Below are 13,477 nucleotides of genomic sequence, written 5' to 3'. Positions count from 1 at the left end.
AGCGCCTGCCCTGAGCGAAGCCGAATGGGAAGGACCTGCATTTTTTCCTGACGAGAATCTACCGGGCACTGGAAAATGCAGGCCCTTCAACTCCGGGTTTGCTAAAAGCGCGAACCCTCCGCTCAGGATGACAAATTGTGCACGCTGCCTCAAAACAATCACTTATCCTTTGGGCGATGCCGATACAACCCCATACGCGACGTCTCCCCATCTCTATCGCTGGACTCATTGCGCTGGCGCTGGCCGCCTTCGCTATCAAGACCGTCATCTCTCATAAACGGTCGCAGCCCGAAAGCCTGACCATGGCTCCCGGCGGCATGCTGCTCGTTGGCAGCGCAAGCTCGCCATTTGTCTACAGGATGAACCCGTCTGCATCCACCCCCGAAACGTTCATCGATGCCCGCACAGAGGGAAGGGGAACGTTCTTCTTCGGCGTCCTGGCGGATGCCCCAACCATGACCTTGTGGACCTGCCAGCTCACTCCGGTACCGGACACGACTCCAGCCCGGCTGCACTCCGCTCTTCGTGGCTTCGATCTCTCCACCGGTGCGCCGAAGTTCCGCTGGAACCTGCCGGGCGACAGCAGCATGTGCAACGATCTTGCGATCGGCCCCGGCAAGTCGCTCTACATCACCGACACCGTCAACGGCAGAATCTTCAGATTGCAGCCGTCTGCTTCCGCTGCCGAACTGCTTCTGGAGCGCCGGGACCTCATCGGTGTCGACGGCATTACCTTTCTCGATGGCACGTTCTACGTCGACAACGTCTTCACGGACCACCTCTTCCGTATCGCTATCGATGCAGACGGCCATGCAGGGCAGCCAGTCGATATCGCGCTCGATCATCCAATCAAGGGACCGGATGGTATGCGTGCGGCGAATGGAAGGCTCTTTGTAGCTGAAAGCGGCAGCGGGAGAATCTCTGCCATTAGCATTGAAGGAGAGAAGGGAAGCGTCGCCACTCTCAAAGAAGGTCTGAAGACGCCAACCGCAGTCGAGCCCGCCGAAGACGCGATCTGGATCGCCGACCGCGGGGCCCGAAGAACATTCTCCATCCCCATGCCAAAGTGAACCCGGGACTTCTTTCGGAGGGGCGATGTAAAAACGTTCGGGTGCCCCATCCTTCGCGGCCTATCGCGAAGGGTGGGATGCAGAACATTCCCACTCCATCACTCTGTAAAAGGAAAGCAGTGTCATCCTGAGCGCAGCAAGTCGCGTCTTTTGCGGTTTGCGGAGTCGAACGACCTGCGGTTGCTTCGTGAAGGTGGATACGGCTTGAGCCGCACCGGCTGCTAGTAAAGCCGCGTTCGCGGTGCCGGTGTCGACATCGAGGTTCTCACGCTCTCGCCCGGCTTTCTCATGCTGTTCACGCGAATCGGCCGCGGCGGAACCTCAGGCATCCCCGCCTCGCTCAGCTTGTACAGCAGCGAGCGATAGCTGATTTGCAGCCACTTTGCCGTCTTCTGCCGGTTCCAGCTATTGGCCTGCAGCACCTTCAGGATGATCTGGCGTTCAAGGTCGTGCGTCGCCTGCCGCGTAATGTTCTTGAGCGAGACCGGCGCGCTCAGGTCGATCTCCGTCGTGATGCCGCCGTTCTTCTGCTCCGGCATCAGCTCCGAGACCAGCGCCTCTTCGCTGCCGATCAGCACATAGCTCCTCACCAGGTTCTCCAACTGGCGGATGTTTCCCGGCCAGTGGTAGTTCTGCATCAGCCGGATCGCGCTCTTTGAAAGCAGCTCCGGCGTGTGGTCGAACGTTTTGGAGTAGTGGTCGATGAAGTAGTCGATCAACACCGGCAGGTCGGCGATCCTCTCCCGTAGCGGCGGAAGATTGATCGTCACCGCGTTGATGCGGAAGAGAAAGTCCAGCCGGAATGTCCCGGCTTCCACCTGTGTTCTCAGGTCGCCGTTGGCTGCCGTCACCAGGCGCGTCGTGATCGAACGCGAATCGTGCCCGCCCACCCGCGTGAACGTGCCATCCTGCAACACCTGCAGCAGCTTCGACTGGACGTTCAGGTCCAGGCTGCCCACCTCATCCAGAAACAGCGTTCCGTTGTGGGCCTGTTCCACCCGGCCCAGCTTCGTGTTCATGGCGCCGGTAAACGCGCCCTTCTCATAGCCGAAAAGCTCCGTCTCCAGCAATGTGTGCGGTATCGCCGGGCAGCTCACCTTAACCAGTGCGCCGCGCGTCCGCAGGGACAGCGCATGAAGCAACTGGACACAGAGCTCCTTACCCGTTCCACTCTCTCCCTGGATCAGGACAGGCACATCTGTTTCAGCAACCCGTTCGATCTTGTTCCGAACGGCCTGCATGGCAGCAGTCTTGCCAAAGAGAATTTCCATCGGCGGAAGGTTGTTCGCAACAGCGGACTCAGCATATTGAACCAAGGTGTCTTCCTGTCTCAGCGCATAGATGCAAAATGGTGCAATGCTAGTTCTCCAGCACGTAAGGCACCACTCTCGCTGAAAATGAGGAAGACCCTGCCGTTTAGAGTGGAAAAACAGGTGAAGCGCCAGGAATCTGACTGGTAAATCCCTCTTATCCTTTGCCTATGCCCCAGTTAGTGGCTCGCTCAAAAAAAATAGCCGCGAGGGCCGCCTCGGCAGTTTTCCACTTTCAGCCTTCGTCCGATATCGATAGCAAACGGGAAACCATGGTTGGTGAGTGGTAAATATTTTTCCCTTTTGTCGGCAAAATTATTAACATTTTTGTGTCACACTTTGCATATTCCGAACTAGAATTCGTTACAGAACAAAGTTGCGAAGCACTCCCCACTTCGAAACTGCATAGTTTCAATCAGTAAAAGATCGTTCATTTAAGAGCAAAACGATCGCTTGGTTCCAGTGTTGTCTGGTTATACAGGGGTGCCCATGTCTGCTTCGTTGTCTTACCCGATGTCTAACTTTGCGAATTCCAGTGCCAAGTCACGTCCTCAGGTTCTGATCCTGGAGCCGGATGTCGCGGTGCTCGAATACCTGAGGCTCACCCTCGGCGATCGATATGCCCTCAACCTCTTCTCCGAGGAGCAGTCGCTTCTGGACCGACTCAATCAGAACGACAGGGCCGACATCCTGCTGATTGCCCTGCACCCCGGCACGGACTCCATGCCCCTGCTGACGGACATCCGTTGCGCCAGGCCCCAGCTTCCGGTCATCGTCCTCTCCTGCTCGGCTGAGTTGCGCGACCTCGAGATGACCATCCGTCTCGGCGTGCGCGCCATCGTCATGAAGCCGTTCGTCGGCGCAGACATCGAAGAGACCATCGAGGAGCACCTCGTTCCCGCCGACGGCAAGATGCCCGAATCCGACTCCCTGCGCGAGATCCCGCTCAACGAGACGCACTCCTTCGTCCGCTCCAGCAAGCGTATGCGCGACCTCGAGTCGCAGGCCGCCCTCGTCGCCCGCGCCGACATCCCTCTGCTCATCCTCGGCGAGAGCGGAACCGGCAAGGAGATCCTCGCGCTCTACACCCACAAGATGTCCTCGCGCAGCCAGAACACCTTCCTCAAGGTCAACTGCGCCGCCGTCCCCGCCGACCTGCTCGAAAGCGAGCTCTTCGGCTACGAGCAGGGAGCCTTCACCGGGGCCGTCAAGACCAAGCCCGGCAAGTTCGAGGTCTGCTCCGGCGGCACCATCTTCCTCGACGAGATCGGCGAGATGCCCGCGCTCCTCCAGGCCAAACTTCTCCAGGTCCTCCAGGACGGGACCTTCTCGCGCCTCGGCAGCCGCAACACCATGAAGGTCGACGTCCGCGTCATCGCCGCCACCAACATCAATATGAAAGAGGCGATGGCGAACAAGACCTTCCGCGAAGACCTCTACTACCGCCTCAACGGCTTTACCCTGAACATTCCCGCCCTGCGCGACCGTAAGGAAGAGATTCCCGTGCTGGCCGAGTACTTCATGCGCAAGGGCGCGCGCCGCTACGGCCGCGAGCCGCTGCCGTTCTCCGAGCGGCTGATCGCCGCACTCGAGTCCCACAACTGGCCCGGCAATCTGCGCGAGCTGGAGAACGTCGTCAACCGTTATCTCGTCCTCGCCGACGAGCGCTCCATCATCGACGAGCTCGCTCCCGCACCCAGTGCACAGGTATCTGCGGGTGTTCCTATCGAAGCCGCCAATGGCGCAGGACTCAAGGCGCTGGTAAAAAATCTAAAGGGCGGAGCCGAAGCGGCTGCGATTGCACAGGTGTTGGAGGGGACTGGATGGAACCGCAAGGCGGCGGCAAACGATCTGCAGATCAGCTACAAGGCTCTGCTCTACAAGATCAAGCAATACGATCTGTCTCCGCAAGATCGCGCGTAGCGGCCAAGATCGCCGCGGTCGCCGCAGCTACGTCCGAGGGAGTCTACCGCGTCGTCGTCCGCTTTGAAGATCGCATCGTCCGCGGCACCGTCCGCCTCGAAGACCTCGGCTCCATCGAGCAGCTCCTCCAGAACGACCCCCACGCGCCCCTCGACACCATCCGTCTCAAGCTGATCGACACCGGCGAGGTCGAAGAGGTCACCACCCACGACGCCAAGGCCGTCTTCTTCGTCAAGACCTTCGACGGCGATGAGCGCCACAAGGCACTCCACTTCCACCTCAATGTCCCTGTCGTCCCCGGGCTCTGGGTGCGCGTCTGCTTTACCGACGGCGAAATGATCGAGGGCATCATCTCCAACACCAGCGACTACGTCCTCGAAGAAGGCTTCTTCCTCATCCCCACCGACCCCAACGGCAACAACCGCCTCGTCTACGTCAACAAACGCGGCCTGAAAGACTTCCACGTACTAGGCATGCGCAACCCACCCCGAAACCTGCATAAGCTGTAGTTTTGTAGGGAGTAGGAAGTAGGGCGAGTTGTACGTTCTCCTCTCATCTCTCAAGGAACAGCCGCTTTCTCGCACTCTTGTCATCCCGCAGCGAGCCCCATGACTGCCACCTTAGCTTTGTCATCCTTCGACTCCGGATTCGCAACAACGCGAACCACTCCGCTCAGGATGACAAGAAGTAACAGGCGGCCGGCTGGACACATGCTGAGTACCCTACGCCACCGGCACCGACTCCCGTGCCCACGCGATCGTCTTCTCCAGCCCATACCCCAGCCCGGCGATCACCTTATACTCAAAGGCCTCTTCAGCCGCGGCGATCGAAGCGCCCGAGTGCTTGATGTCGCCGTTGCGCTCGGCCTCATGTTTCACCTCACCCATAAAGCCCGTAATGCGCTTGACCTCGGCAAACGCCTCTAGCAGCGTCGTGCGCTTTCCCGTGGCCACGTTGAAGATCTTCCCGGCAACCTTCTCTCGCGGGGCCTTCGCCGCCAGCAGGTTCGCGCTCACCACATTGTCGATGTAGACAAAGTCGCGGCTCGTCAGGCCATCGCCGTAGATCGTCGGCGCCTCACCCGCAAGCATCAGCGAGATGAACCGCGCCAGCACGCCCGAATACTGCGACGAAGGGTCCTGCCTCGGCCCAAAGACGTTGAAGTAGCGCAGCGCCACCGTCTCCAGCCCATACACCTTGTAGTAGCTCGCCAGATAATGTTCGCTCGCCACCTTCTGCACCGCATACGGCGAGATCGGCTCCGGCAGCATCATCTCCGTCTTCGGAAGCGTGGGGTTGTCGCCGTAAGCTGCGCTGGAGGCCGCATACAGCAGCCGCTTCACGCCCGCCTGCCGCGCCGCCTCCAGCACATTCAGCGTCCCCGTAAGGTTCGGCCCGTTCGTGCCCACCGGGTCGTTCACCGACTTCGGGACCGAGGGAATCGCCGCCTCATGAAAGACGTAGTCCACGCCCTTCATCGCCGCGCGTACTTCGTCATTGTCCAGCACGTCGGCGTGGCGAAAGTCGATCTGCTTGCGAATCTCTTCAAGGTTCGCCGGCGATCCGCTCGAAAGGTTGTCGAGCCCACGCACATGCGCGCCTTCCGCGACAAGAGCACGCGCTATGCTCGACCCGATGAATCCTGCGATTCCCGTGATCAGTATCGTTGCCATTCCATCTCCCAGGCGTTGATGCGCTTCAGCTTAAGAGTAGCTCAAGGCCCGTAACGGTTGTGTCCCCTCCATCTACGTAAAAAGAGTTATGTCGTTGCACCGTAGAACGATGTCTCATCGACGTAGAAAACGCTCCTCATCTGTTGTAACGTCGCGAATATATTTGCTGTTTTATCTGTCGCATGTGAGAATGAAGCCCTCTCCTCAGCCACATCCGTAGTTCGATATCTCATACATAAAAGGTTGGTTCTTCTCCGATTCGCATGGCTACCCTCAACGATTATTTTGAGCGCATTGTTGTTATCAATCTTCCCGAGCGTCGCGACCGTCGCCGCGAGATGGAAACGCAGTTGGAGAAGTTCAACCTCTCCGCCGAGTTCTTTCCGGCCGTCAAAGTGACTGAGCAGGGCGAGTGGCCCAGCCTCGGAGCAAGAGGATGCTTCCTCAGCCACTACAACGTCCTCAAGCAGGCGCTCGACGCTGGAGCACGCAACGTTCTCATCTTTGAAGACGACCTCGACTTCTCCCCGAATCTTCCGTTCCTGACGCCGGAACTGCTCCGTCTCCTCGAGCGCGACGCCTGGGGCTTCCTCTACCTCGGACACATCCAGCAGCTTTCGACGCCCGATAGCTCTTTCGCTCTCGTTCCCTGGACTGGTCCTCTGATGACCGCGCACTTCCTCGCTATCGATCGCGGCACCCTCGAGCGCCTGGTCCACTTCCTTGAGCAGGTCCTGTCGCGTCCCGACGGCCACCCTCTCGGCGGCCCGCAGCACGTAGACGGAGCCTACTCCATGTTTCGCGCACAGAATCCAGACATCGCGACGTTACTCGCCTCGCCTTCTCTCGGATGGCAGCGCAGCTCGCGCAGCGATATCTCGGCGTCGCGCTATGAAAGCATTCCCGTTGTGCGAGAGCTGCTCGGCATGGCTCGCCGCGTCAAACGCGCCATCAAATAGCCTGTAGCGGCTTTCACAGGTGTAGAGGACAGGGCCGAAGGCGCGCTCAATCGCTTTAGATGTGAAATTTCAAAGAGGTTGCTGTCCTTCCGAAGCACCGGTTTCGGTGCTACCCCATAGGAAAGCCGAGATAAGACTGAAAAGGGAGCCGGCTCAACCGGCTCCCTTCACATCATGCTTCAAGTCGATTCGCTTACGCGCCGACTGGCTCCGCGACCTTCACATTGACCGGTGTCAGCCAGTTATAACGGTCAGCCTTCAGGCCGTTGACGATCGCGAAGAACTCCTCGTGCAGCGCCGATGTGACCGGCCCCATCGAGCCATCGCCCACCAGAATGCGATCGACGGAGCGCAGATGCGTCACCTCGGCGGCGGTGCCCGTGAAGAAGGCCTCGTCGCAGATGTAGAGCAGCTCGCGCGGCAGCGCCTGCTCGACCACTTCGATACCAAGCTGCTTGGCCAGCGTAATCACCGAGGCGCGCGTAATGCCGCTCAGCACCGAGTTCGCCAGCGGTGTCGTATACAGAACGCCGTTGCGAACGAGGAACAGGTTCTCGCCCGAGCCTTCGCTCAGGTAGCCGTTTACGTCCAGCGCAATCCCCTCGGAGTAGCCGTTGACCTCGGCCTCCATGCGGATCAGTTGCGAGTTCATGTAGTTCGCGCCCGCCTTCGCCAGCGACGGCATCGTGTTCGGCGCCAGCCGTGACCAGCTCGACACGCACACATCCGCGCCGTCGTTGCCCGGGACGTACTTGCCCCACGGGAAGTTCGCGATATACACCTCGACCGGCGACTTGATCGGGTTTACGCCCACCTCGCCGTAGCCGCGAAACGCGATCGGCCGGATATAGCACGGAGCGACCCCGTTGGCCTCGATCACGTCAACCACGGCGGCCGAAAGCTGATCGACTGTGTAGGGAAGCGGCATGCGGTAGATCTTCGCCGAGTCGGCCAGCCGCTGCATATGCTCGGTCAGGCGAAAGACGCCAGCGCCCGAAGGCTGCTTGTAACAGCGGATCCCCTCGAAGACCGAGGAGCCGTAGTGGACGACGTGGCTCATCACGTGGATCTGAGCCTTGTCCCAGGGAATGAGGTTTCCGTTGTGCCAGATGTTCGCTGTCGCTTGTACGGGCATGTTCGCTCCTGTGCCTAAACCTCGATTATAGCGGCTTCCCGAAGCGCGACCAATCCGGGTGCGGGGTGCACCGCATCTCGATTCTGAGATGGCGGGATGGAGGAACGCCCCGGGAGCCCATTCGCGCGAAGCGCGGACCCTGCCGCCCACCACCCCCGGCCCCATCCCACTTTCCAGCCATCCACTCCGCGACCCGTCCCATGCTATCTTCATCAAACTTCCCGCCCGCGGCCATCGGGGAACTCCGGCGCAGGACAACTGACGGATGAAAATACACCTTGTCTGTCTTCTTCCAAGCACCTACGAAGCCATGCTGGAGCTTCATCGCCAGGCATCGCCGCAAAGGCATGTCCTCGTCGACGACCCCGCCGAGGCCGGCCTCATTCTCTTCGTAGGCCGCTGGTCCTTCTACGGCGACGGCGTCGTCGACAACCCCCTGCCCCGCCTCTATCCCGAAAAGACCTTCGTCTACAACGACGACGACATTCTCGCGCCGCTGCTTCCCGGCGTCTACGCCAGCGCCACCCGGCCGCGCCTCTTCCGCCTCAACCGCTGCGAGAGCCAGAAGTTCATCGACTGGCCCAACCCCAACGTACAGCCCCTCGAGGCCGGGAAGAAGTACCTGCTCTCCTTCGCCGGACGCTCCAGCTCGCTTCTGCGCAAGCGCCTCTTCCGCATCGATTTCCGCCGCCCCGACGTCTTCATCCGCGACACCTCCCACTACGACCACTGGGAGATACAGCCCGGCCGCGACGAGCACCAGAAGAAGTACGCCGCCACCATCGCCGCCAGTCGTTTCGCCCTCTGCCCCAAGGGAGCCAGCGCAGGCTCCTACCGCCTCTTCGAGGTGATGGAGATGGGCGTCGCTCCCGTCATCCTCTCCGACCGCTACATCCTGCCCCATGGCCCCGACTGGGACAGCTTCGCCCTCCGCGTCCCCGAGCGCAGGCTCGCAAGCCTCGCCCGCATTCTCGACCGCCACGCCCACGAAAGCGAACAACGTGGCCGTCTCGCCCGCGAGGCCTACGAGAATTGGTTCTCCTCGCCCATGGCCTTCAACCACATCGTCGATCTCTGCGAACGCATCAGGCAACGCAGGCGCATCCCCGAGCGCTGGATTCAACCCTTCTGGGGCTTCATGTTATGGAAGCTCCGCCTCACCCGCCGCCTGCGCGACGCCTCCAAGGCCTTCGCCCTCTGGAGCACCCAGATCCTGCGCAACCGCCCATCCGCAAACGCCCAACTCGACGCAGAGTAGAGACGCTCAACCCACAAGCCGGGTGCTCGCGCAAAGCGCGAACCGCCTCTCAAGCTCCCATAGAACAGGGCTTTAGCCCCTGGGGTAAAGACTGTCCGGGTGCCAGGTGCTCACATCTCGATTCTGAGATGTGGCTTGACGGCCACCGCATGCCATACCCAGGCAAACTTTCCCCTCGTGTCACAATAAGCCGTGGCCTTCGACCCCCACCTCACGGCGCTCTCCGGCCTGCAACACTCCATCTACGTGCGCTTCTCCGTCCTTGCGCTCAGCTCCATCTTCTTCCTGGTCGACCCCTTCGCCGCGCTGCCCACCTTTCTCGCCATCACCTCCGGCTCCGACGCACAGCGCCGCAAACGCATCGCCCGCAAGGCCTCGCTGACGGCACTGATCTTCCTGAGTGCCTTCGCCGTTGCCGGTCAGTACATCTTCAAGATGTTCGGCATCACCCTGCCTGCCTTCGAGATCGCCGGAGGAGTCATCCTTCTGCTCATCGGCCTCGACATGCTCGAAGCCAAACGATCCCCCACGCAGGAGGCCACCGGCGACACCGAGGCCGCCGCCAGCAAAAAAGACGCCGAGGACGCCGGCATCGTGCCCCTCGGCATCCCCATGCTCGCAGGCCCCGGAGCCATCGCCTCCGTCATGGTCCTCGTCGGCCAGGCGCAGACCATGTGGCAGATGGCCGCCATCCTCGGCGCCATCTTCATCACCGCCGTCATCTGCTACTTCGTGCTCGGCAACTCCGACAAGGTAGCTACGATGCTCGGCGACACCGGCATTCGCATCCTCGTCCGCATCATGGGCCTGCTGCTGGTGGCTCTCGCGGTGCAGTACTTCGTCAACGGCATAGCCGACCTCGGCATCATCGCAAAGCCCTCCTGAGATTCGCCATACACGACATCCCGGGTGCCTCATCCTTCGCAGCTTCATCGCGAAGGGTGGGATGTATAACCCCGAGTGACGGGTGCCCCACATCTCGTTCTGAGATGTGGATTGACACCGCCAGCGGGTGCCCCATCTTCGACCGCCGCAGGCGGGCTAAGGTGGGCATTCGCGCAAAGCGCGAACCGCCTTTCCGTAAGTACCCGCCACATGCAAAAACCCCTCCGATGGAGCTATAAAAGATCAAGCCCGAAGCATCACACAGGGGTGCAGGCTTTGAACCACTAACGAGAAGGCGGTCGATCATGATTTACCGGCAGCGGTTTACACATTTGGTTGTTGCACTCGCACTGCTTATCGCCGGAGCTGCAACCCCGGCATGGGCGCGCTTCCAGGTCCCGCCGCCCTGCAAGAACTCCTACACCGTCGAGCAGGAGCAGACCGAAGGCGCCAAGGTTGCCGCCGAGGTCTTCAAGCAGATGCCCGTTCTCCCCGACAACTCCCCCGTCTCGCAGTACGTCCGCAACCTCGGCGCAAAGCTCGTCAACGTCACCCCCGGCTACCGCTGGCCCTTCAACTTCCACGTCGTCGCCAGTGACGAGATCAACGCCTTCGCCCTTCCCGGCGGGGCCATGTTCGTCAACCTCGGAGCCATCAACGCCGCCGAGACCGAGGCCCAGCTCGCCGGAGTCATGGCCCACGAGCTCTCCCACGTCGTCCTCCGCCACTCCACCTGCAACCTGACCAAGCAGCAGGCGCCCAGGATGTGGGCCGGACTCGGCCAGCTCGCGGCGGGAGTCCTCCTCGGTAACGGTGCGCTCGGCTCCATGGCCTCGCAAGGCATCGGAGCCGTCGCCGGACTCGGCTTCCTCCGCATGTCGCGCGACGACGAGAAGCAGGCCGACCTCCTCGGCACCGACATCCTCTACGACGCAGGCTACGACCCACGCGGCCTCGTCCAGTTCTTCGAGATCATCCAGGCCAAGTACGGCGAGGGCGGAGCGCAGATCTTCTCCGACCACCCCAACCCCGGCAACCGTACCCAGTACGTCACTGCCGAGATCGCCAGCCTTCCGCAGCGCTCGAACCCCACCGTGACCTCCGCCGCCTTCACCCGCGCCAAAGCTCTCTCCGTCAAGGAGAAGACCTACAACTCCGAGGAGGTCGAAGCCGGGGCCTGGCGCAGCAGCGGCAAATACGCTCTCCTCCCCGGCGGCCCCGCCACCATCATTCCCGCCGCAGCTCCGAGCAACGGTTCCTCCGGAGATCAGGGCGGCTCTGTCGGAAGGCTCTCCCGCGCCTCGCTCGGCCTCAACGACCGCATGACGGCTTATCGGGGGGCGACCTTCTCCATGAACTATCCCTCAAGCTGGCAGAAGGGCGAGGGCCAGAACGGCAACGTCGCCTTCGTTCCGCCAAACGGGGCAGGGCAGTCGGGCATCGCCTACGGGGCCATCGTCGACGGAGCGAAGTTCCAGAGCCCCGTCCGCGACCAGAACGCGCTCACCCAGGCAACCTCCGCCATCGCGCGCCAGCTCAGCCAGCAGAACGGAGGCATGCAGCAGGCCGGAGAGCTGACCACGCTTACCGTCGGCGGACAACCTGCCAACGCCGTCGAGCTGCGCGGCAAATCGCCCATCACCGATGGCAACAACGCAGTCGCCGAGCGCGACCTGCTGGTGACCATCGCAAGGCCAGACGGAGCGGTCAGCTACATCGTCTTCGTCTCCCCCGAACCCGACTACCAGACGCTGAAACCGCTCTACAACTCAATGCTTCAGAGCTTCCGCGTGCGGTAGCCGGGCCGGCCACGATCGCTTGTGAGAACGGGTGCCCACATCTGGCGGTTTCATCGCCAGATGTGGGCATTCGAGCGAAGCTCGAACCGCTTTTGCTTAAGGGCACGGCTTGAGCCGTGCCGCAACGATCCGCTGGCGAAGAGCGGCTTCAGCCGCTGGGGTACGCTTTTGCTTGCGAGGCACCGATCTTGACGGTAATAACCGGGTGCCCCATCTTCGGCGCAGCTCTATCGCGCCAGATGTGGGCATTCGAGCGAAGCTCGAACCGTCTTGCCCTCGGCCGCGCATTAAAAATCGACTCTGGTAGGACGGATAAAGTCAGCGTCTTTACTGGACAGAACCTGCTTTTCGACAGATAAAAGCAGTTTTTAACAGGCAGCGGCGGTTGCAGCCATGCGGTATCGCTGTTACTCTCAGGAAGTCGCATTGAGTTGTCGGCTTGCACGGAAGTGGAAAGCACGATATTCTCAGTGAGTAGCAAAGAGCTTCGCACCTGAACTCTAAGGTCAAGGTAAGTCGGAGCGCAGTCCAAGCGTTTGATCGCGGCATGAGCCAAGGGCCAGCCGATTCCAAACCCAAGCCACTGCAATTAGTTAGAAGAAGCCCAGGCTTCGCGGCCCATATTGCGCCGTTACGGTATTTTGATAGTTTGCGCGTAGTGAACAGAGTCAACTGCAACGAAGATCTTCGAGAAAAGAAAATCTCGAAAAACTTCAAAAACGAGTTGACACGAGATCGAAACTTCGATAATCTCAAAAAGTTCGCTAAAACGTCGAACGCTGCTGAGCGGTAAATGGAAAGGGCTGAATGATCGCCCTAAAGCAGCGAAAACAAAGACGAAAACAGCGCATCAAGTTCGAGGACACGATCCAGGCTTTCGAGCCGGATAGTTCCTTGATCCAAAGCTGCCCGCCTAGTGTGGATGCAGTCAGGATCTTTGACAACATAGTTGAACGTGCCAGTCGTGAGATGATTTGGAATTTGGTTTAGTCATTCTCACTAGTTATATCCTCCAACCCTTTCGAGCGGTTGGAGGCGTCTGACTCCCGGACCTCCGTCCTGGGAGCGGACACACCAAGATTAAACGAGAGTTTGATCCTGGCTCAGAATCAACGCTGGCGGCGTGCCTAACACATGCAAGTCGCACGAGAAAGCGGACTTCGGTCTGTGAGTACAGTGGCGCACGGGTGAGTAACACGTGAATCATCTACCTTCGAGTGGGGAATAACTGGGAGAAATCTCAGCTAATACCGCATAACACCTACGGGTCAAAGCAGCAATGCGCTTGAAGAGGAGTTCGCGGCAGATTAGTTAGTTGGCGGGGTAATGGCCCACCAAGACGATGATCTGTATCCGGCCTGAGAGGGCGCACGGACACACTGGAACTGAAACACGGTCCAGACTCCTACGGGAGGCAGCAGTGGGGAATTTTGCGCAATGGGGGAAACCCTGACGCAGCAACGCC

General features: G+C 60.4%; 10 protein-coding genes and 1 rRNA gene. 8 read left to right on the top strand and 3 right to left on the bottom strand.

The annotated features are described in order from the left end of the window. Positions 1-176: 176 nt before the first annotated feature. Positions 177-1,070 (top strand): hypothetical protein, encoded by an 894-nt coding sequence (locus JSS95_13390; protein ID MBS1800803.1) that lies wholly within the window; start codon positions 177-179, stop codon positions 1,068-1,070. Positions 1,071-1,291: 221 nt separating this feature from the next. Here the strand turns inward: JSS95_13390 and JSS95_13385 are convergent, their stop codons facing one another. Further along, entirely contained in the window at positions 1,292-2,341 is a 1,050-nt protein-coding gene (locus JSS95_13385) for a sigma-54-dependent Fis family transcriptional regulator (protein ID MBS1800802.1), read from the bottom strand. Positions 2,342-2,869: 528 nt separating this feature from the next. On the opposite strand from JSS95_13385, the gene JSS95_13380 reads away from it, so the two are divergent. Both JSS95_13380 and JSS95_13375 read left to right on the top strand, forming a co-directional pair. Further along, on the top strand, positions 2,870-4,303 hold the full coding sequence (locus JSS95_13380) for a sigma-54-dependent Fis family transcriptional regulator (protein MBS1800801.1): 1,434 nt from the start codon (positions 2,870-2,872) through the stop codon (positions 4,301-4,303). Beyond that, entirely contained in the window at positions 4,204-4,812 is a 609-nt protein-coding gene (locus JSS95_13375) for a hypothetical protein (GenBank protein ID MBS1800800.1), read from the top strand. The genes JSS95_13380 and JSS95_13375 overlap by 100 nt, the downstream gene beginning before the upstream one ends. A gap of 213 nt (positions 4,813-5,025) precedes the next feature. Here the strand turns inward: JSS95_13375 and JSS95_13370 are convergent, their stop codons facing one another. After that, entirely contained in the window at positions 5,026-5,976 is a 951-nt protein-coding gene (locus JSS95_13370; GenBank protein ID MBS1800799.1) for an SDR family NAD(P)-dependent oxidoreductase, read from the bottom strand. Positions 5,977-6,239: 263 nt separating this feature from the next. On the opposite strand from JSS95_13370, the gene JSS95_13365 reads away from it, so the two are divergent. Continuing rightward, positions 6,240-6,935 (top strand): glycosyltransferase family 25 protein, encoded by a 696-nt coding sequence (locus JSS95_13365; protein MBS1800798.1) that lies wholly within the window; start codon positions 6,240-6,242, stop codon positions 6,933-6,935. Positions 6,936-7,128: 193 nt separating this feature from the next. Here JSS95_13365 and JSS95_13360 read toward each other — a convergent pair whose 3' ends face one another. Continuing rightward, positions 7,129-8,070 carry a branched-chain amino acid transaminase gene (locus JSS95_13360; protein ID MBS1800797.1) on the bottom strand — a complete coding sequence of 314 codons (942 nt, stop codon included), beginning with the start codon at positions 8,068-8,070 and terminating at the stop codon, positions 7,129-7,131. A 265-nt stretch (positions 8,071-8,335) separates the two neighbouring features. Here JSS95_13360 and JSS95_13355 point away from each other — a divergent pair, with 265 nt between their 5' ends. The 4 genes from JSS95_13355 to JSS95_13340 all read left to right on the top strand — a co-directional run. After that, complete coding sequence (locus JSS95_13355) at positions 8,336-9,328, top strand: exostosin family protein (protein MBS1800796.1); 993 nt, start codon at positions 8,336-8,338, stop codon at positions 9,326-9,328. A 192-nt stretch (positions 9,329-9,520) separates the two neighbouring features. Beyond that, positions 9,521-10,213, top strand: a complete 693-nt coding sequence (locus JSS95_13350; protein MBS1800795.1) for an NAAT family transporter — start codon at positions 9,521-9,523, stop codon at positions 10,211-10,213. Positions 10,214-10,518: 305 nt separating this feature from the next. Then, positions 10,519-12,012 (top strand): M48 family metalloprotease, encoded by a 1,494-nt coding sequence (locus JSS95_13345; GenBank protein MBS1800794.1) that lies wholly within the window; start codon positions 10,519-10,521, stop codon positions 12,010-12,012. 1,080 nt (positions 12,013-13,092) lie between these two features. After that, a 16S ribosomal RNA gene (locus tag JSS95_13340) occupies positions 13,093-13,477 on the top strand; the annotation flags it as partial.

This window comes from Acidobacteriota bacterium, assembly GCA_018268895.1.
Classification (GTDB): Bacteria; Acidobacteriota; Terriglobia; order Terriglobales; family Acidobacteriaceae; genus Edaphobacter.
This window is presented reverse-complemented; position numbering and strand designations above follow the sequence as displayed.

What these genes read in the sequence shown, in the direction of transcription:
- JSS95_13380 (MBS1800801.1), top strand. Translation starts at nt 2,870, where the DNA reads ATGTCTGCTTCGTTGTCTTACCCGATGTCTAACTTTGCGAATTCCAGT.
- JSS95_13385 (MBS1800802.1), bottom strand. Translation starts at nt 2,341, where the DNA reads ATGGAAATTCTCTTTGGCAAGACTGCTGCCATGCAGGCCGTTCGGAAC.
- JSS95_13390 (MBS1800803.1), top strand. Translation starts at nt 177, where the DNA reads ATGCCGATACAACCCCATACGCGACGTCTCCCCATCTCTATCGCTGGA.
- JSS95_13370 (MBS1800799.1), bottom strand. Translation starts at nt 5,976, where the DNA reads ATGGCAACGATACTGATCACGGGAATCGCAGGATTCATCGGGTCGAGC.
- JSS95_13345 (MBS1800794.1), top strand. Translation starts at nt 10,519, where the DNA reads ATGATTTACCGGCAGCGGTTTACACATTTGGTTGTTGCACTCGCACTG.
- JSS95_13375 (MBS1800800.1), top strand. Translation starts at nt 4,204, where the DNA reads ATGGAACCGCAAGGCGGCGGCAAACGATCTGCAGATCAGCTACAAGGC.
- JSS95_13365 (MBS1800798.1), top strand. Translation starts at nt 6,240, where the DNA reads ATGGCTACCCTCAACGATTATTTTGAGCGCATTGTTGTTATCAATCTT.
- JSS95_13355 (MBS1800796.1), top strand. Translation starts at nt 8,336, where the DNA reads ATGAAAATACACCTTGTCTGTCTTCTTCCAAGCACCTACGAAGCCATG.
- JSS95_13360 (MBS1800797.1), bottom strand. Translation starts at nt 8,070, where the DNA reads ATGCCCGTACAAGCGACAGCGAACATCTGGCACAACGGAAACCTCATT.